Here is a 16690-nt window from a genome sequence, read left to right as displayed (position 1 = left end):
GCGGCAGGGGCGCCGCGGCGAGGTGGTGTGCGGCGTGCCGCACACCACCGACCGGTCACCACCGAGCGGCGCGGCGCTCCGCGGGGCGGCTACTCGCAGCCGACGCCGTCGCCGTCCCGGTCGAGGTGGCGGCCGTAGCCCGGCTCCCCGACGTGGACGGGCGCCGCACCGGCCGCGCGTGCGGCGGCGCAATTGGCGTAGTGGACGGATCCGCCTCCGCCGCCCCCGCTCCCCGCGGACCCCGAGCCGCCGGACGTGCCGTCGTTCTCGTCCCGGGGCGCGACGGTCACCTTGACGGTCTTCGTCACCGTGACGGTGGGCGCCGGTTCCGGGCTCGCCGTGACCGTCTCGGTGACGGCGGGCGCGGGCGCGGGCGTCATCGTGGCGGTCACGGTCGCCGACGGTGCGGCCTTCGCGTCCGTCGGCTTCCCCGCCTGCGCGGGCTCCGCCGACCCGCCGATTCCCACTCCGGTGAGGAACAGGACGACGGCGGCAGGAATCAGGACGCGCTTGCGCGTCCATTTCGGGCGTGCGGCCGGGGAGGCCGGGATCGTGTACGGGCTGTTGCCGGACGGCTGGGGCGGCTGGCCCCAGGGCGGCTGGTGATTCTGAGACATCTGTCCCCCCACGTGCGGTTCATGGCTGCATGAACGTATCCGCACCGGTACCAGTGAGGGAGCAACATATTCCGTTGGTGATGGAGTTGTGACAATGAGGTGAGTGACGATTCACTTTTCGGTGCGGGGGAGCGGAGACCGCACGCGCGGCGGCAAAGAGGCGGCCGACGCCGGCAAGGCGGATGCCGTCCTCGGCGCCCGCGTTTCCGCAGCGTTCTGGTGCGCCGTCGTCCACGCGGGGCGACGATGCCCGGAGCGATGCCCGGGGCGATTCCCCCAGAGGCTCGCGGTTCATGGGAATTCGACGGCTCCTTCGGGGTAACAGCATCGCCACAGCCGGGTTTCCGCGGCAGGGTGTTGCGGGCAAGCCACAGGGGGCTACGGAAGAGGGGGAACCGTGATCGTCTGGGTCAACGGTGCTTTCGGCGCGGGGAAGACGAGCGCCGCACGCGAGCTGGTCGATCTGATCCCGAACAGCACCTTCTACGACCCCGAGCTGATCGGCGCGGGTCTGCGCCAACTGCTGCCCCAGAAGAGGCTCGCCGACGTGACGGACTTCCAGGACCTGCCGATCTGGCGGCGGCTGGTGGTGGACACGGCCGCGGCGCTGCTTGCAGAGGTCTCCGGCGTACTGGTGGTGCCGATGACGTTGCTGCGACAGGAATACCGGGACGAGATATTCGGAGGTCTCGCCTCCCGGCGCATACCGGTGCGCCATGTACTGCTCTCACCTGAGGAAACGATCCTGCGTCAACGTATCGCCGACCGGGTGAAGTCCGCGGACGACATGGAACACGATGAGCGGGTCCGGCAGTGGGCCTACGAGCACATCGGCCCGTACCGGGCGGCGCTCGGCTGGCTCAGCCGTGATGCCCACACCATCGACACCAGCGCGCTCACCCCGTACGAGACGGCCGAGCGGATAGCCGAGGCCGTGCGCAGCGGAGCGGCGTCCGTCTGCGAGATCGTGCAGACCCCCGCCCCGACCGCGGAGACCGTCGCGGCCGGGGTGCTGCTCTTCGACGAACACGGCAGGGTGCTGCTCGTCGACCCGACGTACAAGCCGGGCTGGGAATTCCCGGGCGGGGTGGTCGAGGCGGGCGAGGCACCGGCGCAGGCCGGGATCCGTGAGGTGGCGGAGGAGATAGGCATCCAGCTCGACCGGGTGCCCAAGCTCCTCGTCATCGACTGGGAGGCGCCCGAGCCGCCCGGCTTCGGCGGGCTCAGACTGATCTTCGACGGCGGTCTGCTGCCCGGCGCGGACGCCCAGCGGCTCCTGCTGCCCGGCTCGGAGCTGCGCGGCTGGCGATTCGTCACCGAGGAGGAGGCCGCGACGATGCTGCCTCCCACCCGGTACGCACGGCTGCGCTGGGCGCTGCGGGCCCGGGAACGGTCGACCGTGCTCAACCTGGAGGCCGGGGTACCGGTCGGCTGAGAGCGCGCCGGGACGCGCCGGCGGCTCCGGGCACGGGCGGCAGCCGACACCGCGGCGTGAACGGGCCCCGGGGCCCGCCAATCCGGGCCCGCGGGGCCGAATCCGTTCCCCGGACCGGTCAGGACTGCTTGGACTCCGCGTAATTGCGCAGGAACAGCGCTTCGGCGAGTGACAGCCGCTCCAGTTCCCCGGGCGACACGCTCTCGTTCACCGCGTGGATCTGCGCCTCCGGCTCGCTCAGACCGATCAGCAGGATCTCGGCCTCGGGACAGAGGGCGGCGAGCGTGTTGCAGAGCGGGATCGAGCCCCCCATTCCGGACGTCTGCATCTTCTCGCCCGGGTACGCGGTCTCCATGGCCCGCGCCATCGACGTGTACGCCGGGCTGGAGGTGTCCGCGCGGAACGGCTGGCCCTGGCCTACCTGTTCCACCGACACCTCGGCCCCCCACGGGGCATGTGCCCGCAGGTGCGCGGTCAGCAGCTCGGTCGCCGCCGCGGCGTCCTGGCCGGGCGGCACCCGCAGGCTGATCTGGGCCCGCGCGCTCGCCTGGAGCGAGGGGGTCGCACCGACCACCGGCGGGCAGTCGATCCCGATGACGGTGACGGCGGGCCGGGCCCAGATGCGGTCGGCGACCGTGCCCGTGCCGATCAGTTCGACCCCGTCGAGGACCTTCGCGTCCTTGCGGAAGTCCTCCTCGGGATACCGCAGGCCCTCCCATTCGGCATCCGCGGTGAGACCGTCGACGGTCGTCGAGCCGTCCTCGGCGCGCAGCGATGCCAGCAGCTGGATCATCGCGGCCAGCGCGTCCGGTGCTGCGCCTCCGAACTGGCCGGAATGCAGGTTCCCCTCAAGGGTGTCGAGGGTGACCCGCAGCATCGTCATGCCGCGCAGCGTCGCGGTGACCGTCGGCAGGCCGACTCGGAAGTTGCCGGTGTCGCCGATGACGATCGTGTCCGCCGCCAGCAGTTCGGGGTGTGCCTCGGCGTACCGCTCCAGTCCGCCGGTGCCCTGTTCCTCGGAGCCTTCCGCGATCACCTTGACCGAGACCGGGACACCGCCGTCGGCGCGGAGGGCGCGCAGCGCGAGGAGGTGCATGATGAAGCCGCCCTTGCAGTCGGCGGCGCCGCGCCCGAACCAGCGGCCGTCCCGCTCGGTCAGCTCGAACGGCGGGGAGAGCCAGGCGGACTCGTCGAGCGGCGGCTGCACGTCGTAGTGCGCGTAGAGCAGCACGGTCGGGGCGCCGACGGGGCCGGGAAGGAAGCCGTACACCGACTGCGTTCCGTCGGGGGTGTCGAGCAGGGCGACGTCCTGGAATCCCTCGGCGCGCAGCGCGTCGGCGACCCAGTTCGCGGCAGCCTCGCACTCGCTCCTCGGGAACTGCGCGGGATCCGCCACCGACTGGAAGGCCACCAGCTCGGTCAGCTCCGCCTTGGCACGGGGCATCAGCGAGGCGATGGTCTCGGAGATCGGACGGGCGGTCATGGGCACGCTCCTCGTGGGTGCGACGTTATAGGGACGAATCCGGGTGCGTGCGCTTCGGAACGCGAGGTGCACGCAGAGCGAACGCTCGGTCGATCCTCCCACAGGGGGAGTCGGGCCGGGCGAGCCGTAGGATGCCGTGAGCAGCATGGGCCATTGGTGGGATCGGGAGCAGAAGCACATCGTGAGCAGCGAGAAAGCAGACGCCGGACGTGAGCGCGAAGAGTCGACCGTGTGGGACGTGGTCGTAGTCGGTGGTGGACCGGCCGGAGCCTCCGCGGCCTACGCGGCGGCGGTCGCGGGCCGACGGGTCCTGCTCCTCGAAAAGGCGGAACTGCCCCGCTACAAAACGTGTGGTGGCGGAATTATCGGGTTCTCACGGGATTCGCTGCCGCCCGGATTCGAGCTGCCGTTGCGGGACCGGATCCACGCGGTCACGTTCTCGCTCAACGGCAGACTGGCGCGGACCCGTCGCTCGAAGCGGATGCTCTTCGGGCTCATCAACCGCCCCGAGTTCGACGCGGGGCTGGTCGAGGAGGCGCAGAAGGCGGGCGCCGAACTCCGCACCGGCGCCACCGTGACGAGGGTGGAGCAGCACGGTGCCGCCGTGCCGGACCGGCGCACGGTCGCCGTGGTGCTGTCCGGCGGGGAGACGGTCCTGGCCCGTGCGGTCGTCGGTGCCGACGGCAGCGCGGGGCGCATAGGAGCCCACGTCGGGGTGAAGCTCGATCAGGTGGACCTCGGCCTGGAGGCGGAGATCCCGGTTCCGGAAACGGTCGCCGAGGACTGGGCGGGCCGGGTGCTGATCGACTGGGGCCCCCTGCCCGGCAGTTACGGCTGGGTGTTCCCCAAGGGCGACACCCTCACCGTCGGCGTGATCTCGGCGCGCGGCGACGGCGCGGGGACCAAGAAGTACCTGGAGGACTTCATCGCCCGTCTCGGTCTCGCCGGGTTCGAGCCGAAGATCTCCTCCGGGCATCTGACACGTTGCCGCAGCGAGGACTCCCCGCTGTCGCGCGGTCGGGTGCTGGTGTGCGGTGACGCGGCGGGCCTGCTGGAGCCGTGGACCCGCGAGGGCATCTCCTTCGCCCTGCGCTCGGGCAGGCTCGCCGGTGAGTGGGCCGTGCGGGTCGCCGAGTCGCACGACGCGGTGGACGCCCGGCGCCAGGCGCTCAACTACGCCTTCGCCATCAAGGCCGGTCTGGGCGTCGAGATGGGCGTCGGCCGCCGCATGCTGAAGCTGTTCGAGCGGAGGCCCGGGGTGCTGCACGCGGTGCTGACGGGTTTCCGTCCGGCCTGGAACGCGTTCGCCGGAGTGACCAGGGGGACGACGTCGCTGGCCGAACTGGTCCGCACGCATCCGCTGGCGCAGCGGGCGCTCTCGGCGATGGACCGATAGGGGACCGGTCCGGACGGAGCGACAGAACCGCGCGGAGGCCGCCGATACGGTCCGGCTCCGGATGTCACCGGCGGGACGGGGCCGGTGCACCACGGCCCGGATCACGGGCCGGGCCGGAGCGCGGACCCGGATCACGAACTGGTCCACGGAGCCGGTCACGGCTTCCGGCGCGGCTCGGAGTGCGGCCGTGGTGGCGTACCCGGTCCGCCGGGCCGGAAGGGAGAGCGGGCGCCGGCCACCGGGCGTCCCCGCCGGCACCCACGGCGGACCGCGCGGATGGATCCACGGTCGTCATGCGGCCTCGGCCCCGACGGTGATCCGGAAGACGGGGTGGTCCGGGCAGGCGGCCAGGAGTTCCGCGTCCGTGGACTTCGCCGTGACGCCCTGGAAGAACTGGTCGACCTGCCAGCCCCACCGCTCCAGGTACGCGCGGATCACCGTCGCCTTCTGCGCGTCGTCCGCGATCTCCACGGCGGCGAAGGAACGGACCCGGCGGCCCACCCGCAGCTCACCGCCACCGGCCGCGCGCATGTTCCGCACCCACTGCGAGTGCCCCCGCGCGGAGACCAGGTACTGCTCGCCCTCGTAGCTGTGGGGGTTCACGGGGATGCGCTGCAACTGCCCGCTCCTGCGGCCGCGCACCGAGAGCTCGGCGGAACCGCCGAGGCTGATACCGCGTCGTGCGAGCCAGCCCACGATCCCGTTCATCCGGACGTTGAGCGGGCTGCCCTGAAGGTAGTACGGCTGCGACATGGTGACTCCCCACCGAAATGAGAGCGGTGCTCTCGCTTGAGATCAGTGTGCCCGGAACCGGTGCTCAAAAGCAAGAGCAGTGCTCTCGACAGTGTTCACTGCTCTTTGCGCGTGGCAGACTGAGGCCATGAGCACTGTCCGAGGAGCCAGGGAACGGGCCCGCATCGAGGTCACCGCCGCGATCAAGGACGAGGCGAGGAAGCAGCTCGCCGCCGAGGGCGCCGCGAAGCTCTCGCTGCGCGCCGTCGCCAGGGAGCTCGGCATGGCGTCCTCCGCCCTCTACCGCTACTTCCCGAGCCGCGACGAGCTGCTCACCGCCCTGATCGTCGACGCGTACGACGCCGTCGGGGAGAGCGCGGAGGCCGCTCACCGGGCCGCCCGGGCCGAGGCCGCCCCGCACCTCGCGCGCTGGACCGCGGCGGCCGGTGCCGTACGCGAGTGGGCGCTGGCCCACCCCCACGAGTACGCCCTGATCTACGGCTCCCCGGTGCCCGGCTACACCGCGCCGCGGACGACGACCGGTCCGGCGTCCCGGGTCGGCCTCGTGCTCATCTCCGTCGTCGCGGACGCCTACCGTGAGGACGGTCTTGCCGTGCCGTCCCTCTCCCGCGAACTGTGTGCCGAGTCCGCGCGGATGGCGGCGGATTTCGCCCCCGGCCTTCCGCCCGGAGCCGCGGTCCCGCTGATCGCGGCCTGGTCGCAGCTGTTCGGGCTGATCTCCTTCGAGGTCTTCGGCCAGTTCAACCGGGTGGTGGAGGCGAGGGACCAGTTCTTCTCGGCGGCCGTCACCGAGCTGGCCCGCTCGGTGGGACTGCTCGGCCCGCGGAACGCGACCTGAGGTCTGCCCCGAGGAGCGGCCCGCCCCGTCGCGTCTTTCCCGGTCCCGCATGGGGCCTTGGGGCCGCTGCCCGTTCCGGGTCCGGCCACCGCTTCTCGTCCGTCACGAGCCGCTCCGTCACGAGCCGCTCCGTCACGGTTCCGCCCGAGTCGGCCCCGTCCGCCACGAGCCCCCCCCGCCGCGGCTCCGCACGTGCGACGTACTCCCCGGGGAGTACGGAGGATCGCCACGCCCGGCCGATGCCCCGCACCCGCCCGCCGTCTAGCGTGGCCGACATGGAAGAGCGACACCCGTTTCGGGGGCGCGGCGGGCCGCCGCGATGGCTGGCGCAGGCCCCGGAGAGCTCCGCGTCCCGGCTGCCCTGGCCCTCGACGGTCCTGATCGGTGCCGTCGTCATGATCGGGTCGACCGTCGCGGCCCGGGGCCAGATGGACGAGCGGGCGCCGCTGAATCTCTTCGCGCGGCTGCTGCTCCTTCTGGCCGTCGCCGCGCTCCTGCTCCGTCACCGCCACCCGGTGGCCGCGGTGTTCGGCAGCTCGGCCGCCGCGATGACCTATCTGACGGCCGGCTACCCGTACGGGCCGGTCTTCCTGACCGTCGCCGTGGGCTGCTTCGGCGCGGTGGTCTCCGGGCACCGGCGGGCCGCCTGGACCGCGGTCGGAACGGTATGGCTGGGCCACGTCCTGGTGGCCCACTGGCTCTACCGATGGCTGCCCCTCTCCGACGGCCGTGCCGCCTCGTGGGGGCAGGAACTGGGCATCGCCGCCTGGGCGGTGGCGATCATCGCCACCGCCGAGTTCGTACGCGTACGCCGCGAGCAGTGGGCCGACCGGCGTGCGGAGCGGGCGGCCGCGGAACGGCGGCGGGCCGACGAGGAGCGGCTGCGCATGGCACGCGAACTCCACGACATCCTGGCCCACAGCATTTCCGTCATCAACGTCCAGTCGAACGTCGGTCTCGCGTTGCTGGACTCCTACCCCGAGCAGGCCCGCGACGCGCTCACCACCATCAGGAACGCCAGCAAGGAGGCGCTGGGCGAGGTCCGTCAGGTCCTGGACGCCCTGCGCACGCCCGGGGACGCTCCCAGGGCGCCGGCCCCCGGCCTGGACCGGCTCCCCGAACTCGTCGAGCAGGCGGCGGGCGCCGGGCTGACGGTCACCGTCGAGGACGACGGTGTGCGCGGCACCGTACCGCCCGGCATCGATCTCGCCGCCTTCCGGATCGTGCAGGAGGCGCTGACCAACGTCGTCCGGCACTCCGGATCGCGCACCGCCCGGGTCCGGATCGGCCACGGCCCCGGCCGGATCCGGCTCCGTGTCGACGACGAGGGGCCCGCGACCGGTGACGACGCCGGCGGCAGCGGCAACGGACTCGCCGGAATGCGGGAGCGGGCGGCGGTGCTCGGCGGCACGATCGAGGCCGGACCCCGGACCGACGGCGGATTCCGGGTGCGGGCCGAGCTTCCGCTGCCGTCCGGCCCGCCGGGACCGGCGGTGCGCGGGGAGGGGACGACGTGATCCGGGTACTGCTCGCCGACGACCAGATGCTGGTCCGGGCCGGATTCCGGGCCCTGCTCGACGCCCGGCCCGGCATCGAGGTGGTGGGAGAGGCCGCCGACGGCGCGGCGGCCGTGCGCATGGTGCGCGAACTGCGGCCCGACATCGTGCTGATGGACATCCGCATGCCGCGCCTCGACGGCCTCGCCGCCACCCGGGCCATCACCGGGGACGCCGCACTGAGCGACGTCAAGGTGGTCATGCTCACCACCTTCGAACTCGACGAGTACGTCTTCGAGGCGATCCGTTCCGGTGCCTCCGGCTTCCTCGTCAAGGACACCGAACCGGAGGAACTGCTGCGGGCGGTCCACGCCGTGGTCGGCGGTGACGCCCTCCTCTCGCCGGGGGTCACCCGTCGGCTGATCGCCGAGTTCGCCGCCCGGTCCAAGGAACCTGCCGCTGCGCGGCTGCACGAACTCACCGAACGGGAGCGGGAGGTGATGGCGCTCGTCGGCATGGGACTCAGCAACGAGGAGATCGCCCGGCGGCTCGTCGTCAGCCCGCTCACCGCGAAGACCCACGTCAGCCGCACCATGGTGAAACTCGGCGCCCGCGACCGGGCCCAACTCGTGGTGCTCGCCTACGAGTCGGGGCTCGTGCGCCCCGGCTGGCTCGGCTGAACCGGGGCGGGCGGTCGCCGCGCCCCGGCAGGCGCCCCCGGCGGCCGGGGGACCGGTCCGGCTCATGATCTCCCCGGGGCGACCCTCCCGGCGGTTCCGGATCCCGTCGGGACGGACCCCGGCCGTTTCGGGCGTCCCCGACGCCTCATGCCCGTGCGGCGTCGCGCGCCCCGTACCCCAGAACGGCGGCGGTCGCGGCCAGCAGGGCCACCGTGGTGAGAGCCACCGGGAGGGAGAGCCATTCGGCCAGGAAGCCGATCGTGGGCGGTCCGAGCAGCATCCCGCCGTAGCCGAGGGTCGAGGCGGCGGCCACTCCGCCGGAACCGGCGAGTTCCCCGGCCCGGCCCACCGCCACGGGGAAGATGTTGGCAAGGCCGAGGCCCGTGACGGCGAATCCGAGGAGCGCCGCCCAGACGCCGGGGGCGAGGGCGCCGAGCAGCATCCCGGCCGCGGCCGTGGCGCCGCCCAGGACGAGGGTGCGGGTCTGGCCGAGTCGTTCCAGCAGTGCCGTGCCGCTCAGCCGGCCGGCGGTCATGGTCAGGGCGAAGACGGAGTATCCGGCGGCGGCGACACCCGGGTGGGCGCGCAGATCCTGTTCCAGATGGAGGGCGCCCCAGTCGGCCAGCGCGCCCTCGCCGTACGCGGTGCACAGGGCGATCACCCCGAACAGCAGCACCGTCCGGCGGGCGCGGGCGGTGGGGCGCGGCGACGCTCCGGAACCGTCGCCCGCGGCGGCGGGCCGCGGAGCCGGACGGCGCAGCAGTACGGGGCCGGCCGCCGCGGTGACCAGGAGCCCGATCCCGGTGAGGGCGAAGAGATGCGCGGAGGGGGAGAGGCCGCCCGCGACCAGTCCGCCGAGCCCGGCGCCCACCATCGCGCCCAGGCTGAACGCCGCGTGGAAGCCCGGCATCACGGGGCGCCGCAAGGCGGCCACCAGCTCGACCGCCGCGCTGTTCATCGCCACGTTCATTCCGCCGTACGCGGCGCCGAAGACCAGCAGCACCAGGCCGAGCGCGAGGGGCGAACGCGTCTGCGCGGGCAGGGCGATGCTCACGGAGAGGAGCCCCGCGCAGACCACCGTCAGCGGATGGCTGCCGAAGCGGCGGCACAGCCGACCGGTCAGCATCATCGTCACCACGGCTCCGGCGGACACACCGAGCAGGGCGAGCCCCAGGGCGGCGGCCGACGCACCGGTCTGGTGCTTGATGGCCGGGATGCGGACGACCCAGCCGGCGAAGAGGAATCCGTCGAGGGCGAAGAACACGGTCAGCGCGGTACGGAGGCGATCCGACGCGGGCGGGGCGGTGTTTCCGCCCGATCCCCCCGGCAGAGCCGTCCGCAGTTTGTTTAGTTGCGGCACAAACTCAGCATAGAGGCGCCCGGACAGCGGGTGCAAGCCGTTCGCGCCGTCGTGGCCGTATGAGGCGCATGTGTGCCACCGGGGCATCGGAGCCCTCGTGGATCGTGGGAGACTCGCCCCCATGAACGGCAAGGTGACCACCGCCCGGACGAAGTTGGAGAGGGGCCGCAGCGCGCTCGGACCCGCGCTGGAACTGATCCACACCGGACGCGCGCCCACCCGCGCCGTCCTCACCTCCGAGCTCGGGGTCACCCGGGCGACGGCCGGTGCGGTCGCCTCCGAGCTGGAGGCGCTCGGCCTGATCCGGGTCGACTCCCGGCCGGGCTCCGCCGCCGGTTCCCAGGGCCGCCCCTCGCACCGGCTGGCCGTCCGGGAGTCCGGGCCGGTCGCCGTCGCCGCGCAGGTGCACGCGGACGGATTCCGGGCCGCCCTCGTCGGACTCGGCGGGCGGATCGTCGCCACCGCCCCCGGCTGCGTGACCGTCACGGCGGACCCGGCGCAGGTCATCGGCGAGGTGGTCGAGGACTGCGCCCGCCTGTTGCGGGACGGCGGTCTGCGTTGTGTCGGCGCGGGACTCGCGGTGCCGTCCGCGGTCGCCGAACCCGAGGGCACCGCGCTCAACCCGCTGCACATCGCCTGGCCGGCGGGCGCCCCGGTGCGCGAGATCTTCGCCGCCCACGTCCGTGCGGCCGGTATCCCCGGACCGGCGTTCACCGGGAACGACGTCAACCTCGCCGCCCTCGCCGAACACCGGCACGGGGCCGGGCGCGGCGCCCAGCACCTGCTCTGCGTGGCCACGGGCCACCGCGGCGTGGGGGGTGCCCTGGTCCTCGACGGCCGCCTGCACTCCGGGAGTTCGGGGCTCGCCCTGGAGGTCGGTCACCTCACGGTGAACCCCGACGGCCGGCCCTGCCACTGCGGCGGACGGGGCTGCCTGGACGTCGAGACCGACCCGCTCGCCTTCCTGATCGCCGCCCGTCGCGAACCGGGCCCGGAGGAGTCCCTGCTCAAGCAGTCCGGTGATCTGCTGCGCACGGAGTACGACGACGCGGCGGTGCGCGGGGCGGCCGAGGAACTGATCGACCGGCTCGGTCTCGGGCTCGCCGGGCTGGTCAACATCCTCAACCCGGACCGCATCATCCTCGGCGGACTGCACCGCGCCCTGCTCGACGCGGACCCCGAGCGGCTGCGCGCGGTGGTGGCCGACCGCAGTCTGTGGGGACGCAGCGGCAGCGTGCCGATCCTGCCCTGCACGCTCGACTACAACAGTCTGGTGGGCGCTGCCGAACTTGCCTGGCAGCCGGTGCTCGACGACCCGCTCGCCGCGCTCGTCCGACCCTGACCACCCGTCGCGGACGGTCCGTCACGCAGCTCCGAGAGGGCGGTGCGGGGCGCACCGGACCCGGCGGACGAGGCCACCGGCGGACGCCGCCGGTGTCACGCCGGCCGTCGGGATCCGCGCCGCCGCGTACTCCTCGGGAGGTACGCGGACGGCCCCCGACGGTACGACGACTCGGGGCCTCTCCGGGGCCAGGCTCGACGACGTCAGGAAGACCTGACCTCGAACCCCGAACCGAGGGAGCCGACCGAGATGAACACCCTTGCGCACAGCGGCGGACCCGGGCCCTGGATCCTGCTCCTCCCGCTCCTCTGGGGGACCGTCGTCATCGGCGGCGTCACCCTGCTGCGACGCACCGCCCCGCCCGGCCGACGCGGGCCCCGGAGCACGGGTGCCCAGGGGGAGACCGCCGTCGAGCCCTCGCCGATCCCCCTGCTCGGCCGTCGCTTCGCCGCCGGAGAGATCGATGAGGACGAGTACTGGCGGCGCCTCTCCGTCCTCGGCGAGGAGTTCGGCCGGGGCGGCCGGGGCGGAGCGGCATGACCGCGGTCGCCCGGCACCGTCCCGGATCCGCGTTCCGGGCGCCGTGCGGTGCCCCTGCCTCCCGGCTAACCGACCACCATCGACCGGGCGATGGAAGGGGTGCGGCTCTCCAGGTAGATGAAGGCATCCGGCGCGAACGGCCCGTCCGTGGTAGCCCCGTACACCGGACGGGGCGGAAGCGCGGCGCACCGCGGGGGCGTCGGCAGGGTGAACCAGACGATCTTCCCGGCCCCGCCCCTCGGGCGGACCCCCCAGCTCTCGCTGACCGCGGCGATCAGCGCGAGCCCCCGCCCCGACGTACTGGAGGCACTGGCCTCGCGCACCGTCGGCAGCCTCGGGTCGTGGTCGTGGACGGACACCGTCAGCCGTTCGAGCAGCAATTCGATCTCGACGGTGCACGACTTGTCCGGCTGGGCGTGCCGGTGGACGTTGGTCAGCAACTCGGTGACGCCGAGCGCCGCATGGTCGATCAAGGGATCGAGATGCCAGTAGCGCAGTTGCGCCGAAATGATTCTGCGGACCTGACCGATCCGCGACGGCAGGGCCTGGAGCTCCACCGTGCAGTGCCTGCTTGGCTCGCTGATCACGGCTGCGACTCCCCGAAATAGGTCCGGAAGAAGACGGAGGAACGGATCCAGCAGACGGCCGGCTGCTGATTCCAGCCCGGCGGCGAGACAAAGTGTCACCGCCGGTAAACCATGAGTGACGTATGACCAATGTCGCCCAGGGCGCATGCCTCCGCAACTCGCGCCGACCGGCGCCGCCGCCCCCTCGGAGCCTGTCGGATGACCTCCGACCGGGCGGCCACGTCCTGGCACGCACGCTTCCGGGTGTCGCCGGGATGACCGGGCGGCTCCGCCACCGGGCCCTCCCGGCGCCCTGGAATCGCACGCGCCATTTGCCCCGTCCGCTTTCCGGCCGAAGGCCACCCGGCAGGCTCTCAGAGCATCCGGTCGCCCGCGCTGTGCAGTGTTTCGAGGAACCTTCGGGCGGGTCCGGTCCGGTCGGGCCCGCGGTCGCGCTGCCCCATCGTCAGCCGGTAGCGCGTCCCGTTGAGCCGTGCCACGGCCGCGCCGGCTCCGGCGAACCACGGCCTGCCCGCGCTCACCGCCCCCAACGGGGCACTGTCGATCTCCCTCCCGTAGCTGGTCAGCAGGGCCAGCCTGCCGTCCTTGACGACCACCTGTCCGGCCCTCGTGAGCGACCGGTCCCACCGCTCGATCCGCACGCCCGTCGCACTGAACTCCGATTCCTGCATGGTTGTCTCGCCCCCTTCGCAATGCTTCTGATGGGCAGTCTGCACAAGTGCGGACCGACGCGCCAGGTCGCGTTCCGGCGCACAGGCGCGCCCGTGCCGCGCGCGACGCCAAGCCAGGGCTATGGACAGTCAAAGGAAACGTTTGTGCAGGTGGGGGGAATATCGTGGGCGCGGAGAGTCCGGTCACACGAGGAGGAGCGCGCCCATGGGCACGGTTCAGCAAGGACACGAGGGCCCGGTCGCGGAGACCGTCGACATCGACCGTTCCGACCCCGAGTACCGGGCCTGGCTCAAGGAAGCCGTGCGCAAGGTCCAGGCCGACGCGAACCGTTCCGCCGACACCCATCTGCTGCGCTTCCCGCTGCCCGAGGCGTGGGGCATCGACCTCTACCTCAAGGACGAGTCGACGCACCCCACCGGCAGTCTCAAGCACCGGCTGGCCCGCTCGCTCTTCCTCTACGGGCTGTGCAACGGCTGGGTCAGGCCGGGCAAGCCGGTGATCGAGGCGTCCAGCGGCTCGACGGCGGTCTCCGAGGCGTACTTCGCCAAGCTGATCGGCGTGCCGTTCATCGCGGTGATGCCCCGCACCACCAGTCCGGAGAAATGCCGGCTGATCGAATTCCACGGCGGACGCTGCCACTTCGTCGACGATTCCCGCAGGATGTACGAGGAGTCGGCCAGGCTCGCCGCCGAGACCGGTGGGCATTACATGGACCAGTTCACCTACGCCGAACGGGCCACCGACTGGCGCGGCAACAACAACATCGCCGAGTCGATCTACCAGCAGCTCCGGCTGGAACGCTATCCGGAGCCGACGTGGATCGTCGCCACCGCCGGGACGGGTGGCACCTCGGCGACCATCGCGCGCTATGTGCACTACATGCAGTTCGACACCCTGATCTGCGTGCCCGACCCGGAGAACTCCTGCTTCTTCGACGGCTGGACCCGGCACGACCCGCTGGCCACCAGTGACTGCGGCTCCCGGATCGAGGGCATCGGCAGGCCCCGGATGGAGCCGAGCTTCGTGCCCGGGGCGATCGACCGGATGATGAAGGTCCCGGACGCGGCCAGCGTCGCCGCCGTGCGCGCCCTCGACCGCGCCATCGGCCGCAAAGCGGGCGGCTCCACCGGCACCGGACTGTGGAGCGCCTTCAAACTGGTCGCCGAGATGGTCGCGGAGGGTGCCACCGGCAGCGTCGTCACCCTGATCTGCGACCCGGGCGACCGCTACCTCGACAAGTACTACTCCGACGGCTGGCTCGCCGGCCAGGGACTGGACATCGCCCCGTACGCCCGGACCATCGACACCTTCCTGAGCAGCGGCGAATGGCCCGCATGACCCGGCCCCGACGGGTGGTCCGACGCGCGACGCGGTGAGCGGATCAGCGGTCGCGCTCAGCCCGCGGACCCGGTCAGCCGCCCGTCGAGCCGGCGGGCCGCGTCCCGGAAGGCGCGGCCCACTCCGGCGCGGCCCAGCCGCAGCGCGAACCGGAACGGGCCGGAGCCGTCCGCGGCGAAGGTCCAGCGCAAGCGCGTCCCGGCCCCGACCGGGGTGATCAGCCACTCCTCCGCCAGCGCCCGGAGGCCCGGGGCGTTGACCTCGTCGCCCCGGTAGGCGTAGCGCTCGCAGGGCTGCGCCGCGAGGATCGTCTCGCGCATCACCGTGCCGCCCCTGAGCCGGACCTCGCGGCCCGTGCCCTCTTCGAGGGGCCGGGCCGCGGTCACCGCGGTGAACCAGAGCGGCCAGCCCGGGACGTCGTCGGCGAGGGCGCGGTACACGTCCTCGGGGGACGCGGACAGCTCGGCGGCGTACACCAGGCGCAGGGGAGCGGACTCGACGAAATCGATTCCGACGGGACGGAGCGGGCGTGACACGGGTGCACCTCCGTGCGGTCGAGGGCGTACGGCACGGCGCACACCTTAACTGACGCTCCGTCACATGTCTTCGCCCGCAGGAAGTTCAGACCGCGGGATGTCTCGGGGCCGGGCGTGCGGCGGCGGTGATGTTGCGCGCCATGCCGCCGAACACCACCGAGTGGAACGGCCACACGCTCCACCAGTAGGCATGGCCGAGCAGCCCGCGCGGATGGAACAGCGCGCGCTGCCGGTAGACCGTCCGGCCCCGGTCGTCGCGGCTGACCGAGAGTTCGAGCCAGGCCGGGCCGGGCAGCCTCATTTCCGCCCGCAGTCGCAGCAGCTCACCCGGAACGATCTCCTCCACGCGCCAGAAGTCCAGCGAGTCGCCCACCCGCAGCCGCTGCCGGTCCCGACGACCGCGCCGCAGCCCGACGCCGCCGACGATCCGGTCGAGCCAACCCCGCACGGCCCAGGCGAGCGGGAACGAATACCAGCCGTTCTCGCCGCCGATGCCCTCGATCACCCGCCAGAGCGCGTCCGGGGCCACCGGCACCACCTGCTCGCGTTCATCACGGTAGAGCGTGCCGCCTGACCAGTCGGGGTCGGTGGGCAGCGGATCGCTGGGCGCCCCCGGGACCGAGGCGGAGGACCAACGGGTGTCGACCCGGGCGTCCTTGATCCGCTGGAGCGCCAGCCGCAGCGCCCGGTCGAAGCCGATGGGGCCGCCGGGCGGATCGGGCACGTACCGGGTGATGTCGTGCTCACGGCAGACCACCTCGTGCCGCAGTGATTCGGCGAGCGGACGGGCGATCGCGTGCGGCACCGGCGTCACCAGGCCGATCCACAGACCGGACAGCCTGGGCGTCAGCACCGGCACGGGCAGGATCACCCGGTGCGGCAGCCCGGCGACCTCGGCGTACCGCCGCATCATGTCCCGGTACGTCATGACGTCCGGACCCCCGATGTCGAACGTGCGGTTCACCTCGGCGGGCAGGGCGGCGCAGCCGACGAGATACCGCACCACGTCCCGCACCGCGATCGGCTGGATCGACGTGCGCACCCAGCTCGGTGTGATCATCACCGGCAGCCGCTCCGTGAGATGGCGCAGGATCTCGAACGAGGCCGAACCCGAACCGATGACGACCGCCGCGCGCAGGACGGCCGTCGGCACCCCGGAGTCGAGCAGTACGCGGCCCACCTCGGCCCGCGACCGCAGATGCGGCGACAGCTCCCGCTCGGGGACCCCGGCAGGGGTCAGCCCACCGAGGTAGACGATCCGCCCGACCCCCGCCGCCCGCGCCTGCTCGCCGAAGATCCGGGCCGCCTCGCGGTCCGTCTCCTCGAACCCCGGTCCGGAGCCGAGCGCGTGCACCAGGTAGTACGCCACATCCACGCCCCGCATGGCCTCCCGCACCGAAGCGGCGTCGCGGACATCGCCCGCCACCACCTCGACCCGGTCCACCCACGGGTAGTCCCGCAGCTTGCGAGGGGTCCGCGCCATCGCGCGCACCCGGTGCCCGGCGTCGAGCAGCGCGGGCACCAGCCTGCCGCCGATGTATCCGGTGGCGCCGGTCACGAGAGAGCGCGGTCCCGCATCATCCGAGGTTTCGGTCACCTGCCCGAGTCTTCCACCGG

General features: G+C 72.8%; 16 protein-coding genes. 8 read left to right on the top strand and 8 right to left on the bottom strand.

Going from position 1 to position 16690, the window contains the following annotated elements:
* Positions 1-89: 89 nt before the first annotated feature.
* Entirely contained in the window at positions 90-617 is a 528-nt protein-coding gene (locus tag ACF1CT_RS17615) for an excalibur calcium-binding domain-containing protein (protein ID WP_391784744.1), read from the bottom strand.
* A gap of 397 nt (positions 618-1014) precedes the next feature.
* Between ACF1CT_RS17615 and ACF1CT_RS17610 the strand changes: the two genes are divergently transcribed.
* Positions 1015-2052: an NUDIX domain-containing protein gene (locus tag ACF1CT_RS17610; RefSeq protein ID WP_391784743.1), complete on the top strand. Its 1038-nt coding sequence runs from the start codon at positions 1015-1017 to the stop codon at positions 2050-2052.
* Positions 2053-2170: 118 nt separating this feature from the next.
* Here ACF1CT_RS17610 and ACF1CT_RS17605 read toward each other — a convergent pair whose 3' ends face one another.
* Positions 2171-3535 carry a dipeptidase gene (locus ACF1CT_RS17605; protein WP_391784742.1) on the bottom strand — a complete coding sequence of 455 codons (1365 nt, stop codon included), beginning with the start codon at positions 3533-3535 and terminating at the stop codon, positions 2171-2173.
* A gap of 181 nt (positions 3536-3716) precedes the next feature.
* Here ACF1CT_RS17605 and ACF1CT_RS17600 point away from each other — a divergent pair, with 181 nt between their 5' ends.
* The gene (locus ACF1CT_RS17600) at positions 3717-4931 is read left to right on the top strand and encodes a geranylgeranyl reductase family protein (RefSeq protein WP_391784741.1); all 1215 of its coding nucleotides are present in this window, start codon (positions 3717-3719) and stop codon (positions 4929-4931) included.
* A gap of 291 nt (positions 4932-5222) precedes the next feature.
* Here the strand turns inward: ACF1CT_RS17600 and ACF1CT_RS17595 are convergent, their stop codons facing one another.
* The gene (locus tag ACF1CT_RS17595) at positions 5223-5684 is read right to left on the bottom strand and encodes a nitroreductase family deazaflavin-dependent oxidoreductase (RefSeq protein ID WP_391784740.1); all 462 of its coding nucleotides are present in this window, start codon (positions 5682-5684) and stop codon (positions 5223-5225) included.
* A 127-nt stretch (positions 5685-5811) separates the two neighbouring features.
* Between ACF1CT_RS17595 and ACF1CT_RS17590 the strand changes: the two genes are divergently transcribed.
* The 3 genes from ACF1CT_RS17590 (at position 5812) to ACF1CT_RS17580 (ending at position 8698) form a co-directional block, all read left to right on the top strand.
* A complete protein-coding gene (locus tag ACF1CT_RS17590) occupies positions 5812-6522 on the top strand; it encodes a TetR/AcrR family transcriptional regulator (protein ID WP_391784739.1) in 711 nt (236 codons plus the stop codon).
* 275 nt (positions 6523-6797) lie between these two features.
* Entirely contained in the window at positions 6798-8039 is a 1242-nt protein-coding gene (locus ACF1CT_RS17585) for a sensor histidine kinase (protein ID WP_391784738.1), read from the top strand.
* The gene (locus tag ACF1CT_RS17580; protein ID WP_391784737.1) at positions 8036-8698 is read left to right on the top strand and encodes a response regulator; all 663 of its coding nucleotides are present in this window, start codon (positions 8036-8038) and stop codon (positions 8696-8698) included. Before ACF1CT_RS17585 ends, ACF1CT_RS17580 begins: the two co-directional genes overlap by 4 nt.
* A 145-nt stretch (positions 8699-8843) precedes the next feature.
* Here ACF1CT_RS17580 and ACF1CT_RS17575 read toward each other — a convergent pair whose 3' ends face one another.
* Entirely contained in the window at positions 8844-10058 is a 1215-nt protein-coding gene (locus ACF1CT_RS17575) for an MFS transporter (protein WP_391784736.1), read from the bottom strand.
* 121 nt (positions 10059-10179) lie between these two features.
* On the opposite strand from ACF1CT_RS17575, the gene ACF1CT_RS17570 reads away from it, so the two are divergent.
* Together ACF1CT_RS17570 and ACF1CT_RS17565 are read left to right on the top strand one after the other, a co-directional pair.
* Positions 10180-11400, top strand: a complete 1221-nt coding sequence (locus ACF1CT_RS17570) for an ROK family protein (protein WP_391784735.1) — start codon at positions 10180-10182, stop codon at positions 11398-11400.
* A 249-nt stretch (positions 11401-11649) separates the two neighbouring features.
* The gene (locus ACF1CT_RS17565) at positions 11650-11940 is read left to right on the top strand and encodes an SHOCT domain-containing protein (RefSeq protein ID WP_391784734.1); all 291 of its coding nucleotides are present in this window, start codon (positions 11650-11652) and stop codon (positions 11938-11940) included.
* A gap of 65 nt (positions 11941-12005) precedes the next feature.
* On the opposite strand, the gene ACF1CT_RS17560 is transcribed toward ACF1CT_RS17565, so the two are convergent.
* On the bottom strand, positions 12006-12527 hold the full coding sequence (locus tag ACF1CT_RS17560) for an ATP-binding protein (RefSeq protein ID WP_391784733.1): 522 nt from the start codon (positions 12525-12527) through the stop codon (positions 12006-12008).
* A 353-nt stretch (positions 12528-12880) separates the two neighbouring features.
* On the bottom strand, positions 12881-13198 hold the full coding sequence (locus ACF1CT_RS17555; RefSeq protein WP_391784732.1) for a hypothetical protein: 318 nt from the start codon (positions 13196-13198) through the stop codon (positions 12881-12883).
* Positions 13199-13403: 205 nt separating this feature from the next.
* On the opposite strand from ACF1CT_RS17555, the gene ACF1CT_RS17550 reads away from it, so the two are divergent.
* Positions 13404-14537: a PLP-dependent cysteine synthase family protein gene (locus tag ACF1CT_RS17550; protein ID WP_391784731.1), complete on the top strand. Its 1134-nt coding sequence runs from the start codon at positions 13404-13406 to the stop codon at positions 14535-14537.
* A gap of 56 nt (positions 14538-14593) precedes the next feature.
* Here ACF1CT_RS17550 and ACF1CT_RS17545 read toward each other — a convergent pair whose 3' ends face one another.
* Together ACF1CT_RS17545 and ACF1CT_RS17540 are read right to left on the bottom strand one after the other, a co-directional pair.
* Positions 14594-15073 (bottom strand): SRPBCC family protein, encoded by a 480-nt coding sequence (locus ACF1CT_RS17545; protein ID WP_391784730.1) that lies wholly within the window; start codon positions 15071-15073, stop codon positions 14594-14596.
* Between the two features lie 85 nt (positions 15074-15158).
* Positions 15159-16670 (bottom strand): SDR family oxidoreductase, encoded by a 1512-nt coding sequence (locus ACF1CT_RS17540; protein ID WP_391784729.1) that lies wholly within the window; start codon positions 16668-16670, stop codon positions 15159-15161.
* Between the last annotated feature and the right edge of the window lie 20 nt (positions 16671-16690).

The organism is Streptomyces sp. NPDC014734, assembly GCF_043083325.1.
Taxonomy (GTDB): domain Bacteria; phylum Actinomycetota; class Actinomycetes; order Streptomycetales; family Streptomycetaceae; genus Streptomyces.
Note: the sequence above shows the minus strand (reverse complement) of the source record. Positions and strands in the feature narration are given on the sequence as shown.

Excerpts from the sequence above, each read along its gene's own strand:
- ACF1CT_RS17615 (WP_391784744.1), bottom strand. The coding sequence starts at position 617 with ATGTCTCAGAATCACCAGCCGCCCTGGGGCCAGCCGCCCCAGCCGTCC.
- ACF1CT_RS17605 (WP_391784742.1), bottom strand. The coding sequence starts at position 3,535 with ATGACCGCCCGTCCGATCTCCGAGACCATCGCCTCGCTGATGCCCCGT.
- ACF1CT_RS17595 (WP_391784740.1), bottom strand. The coding sequence starts at position 5,684 with ATGTCGCAGCCGTACTACCTTCAGGGCAGCCCGCTCAACGTCCGGATG.
- ACF1CT_RS17590 (WP_391784739.1), top strand. The coding sequence starts at position 5,812 with ATGAGCACTGTCCGAGGAGCCAGGGAACGGGCCCGCATCGAGGTCACC.
- ACF1CT_RS17585 (WP_391784738.1), top strand. The coding sequence starts at position 6,798 with ATGGAAGAGCGACACCCGTTTCGGGGGCGCGGCGGGCCGCCGCGATGG.
- ACF1CT_RS17570 (WP_391784735.1), top strand. The coding sequence starts at position 10,180 with ATGAACGGCAAGGTGACCACCGCCCGGACGAAGTTGGAGAGGGGCCGC.
- ACF1CT_RS17565 (WP_391784734.1), top strand. The coding sequence starts at position 11,650 with ATGAACACCCTTGCGCACAGCGGCGGACCCGGGCCCTGGATCCTGCTC.
- ACF1CT_RS17555 (WP_391784732.1), bottom strand. The coding sequence starts at position 13,198 with ATGCAGGAATCGGAGTTCAGTGCGACGGGCGTGCGGATCGAGCGGTGG.
- ACF1CT_RS17550 (WP_391784731.1), top strand. The coding sequence starts at position 13,404 with ATGGGCACGGTTCAGCAAGGACACGAGGGCCCGGTCGCGGAGACCGTC.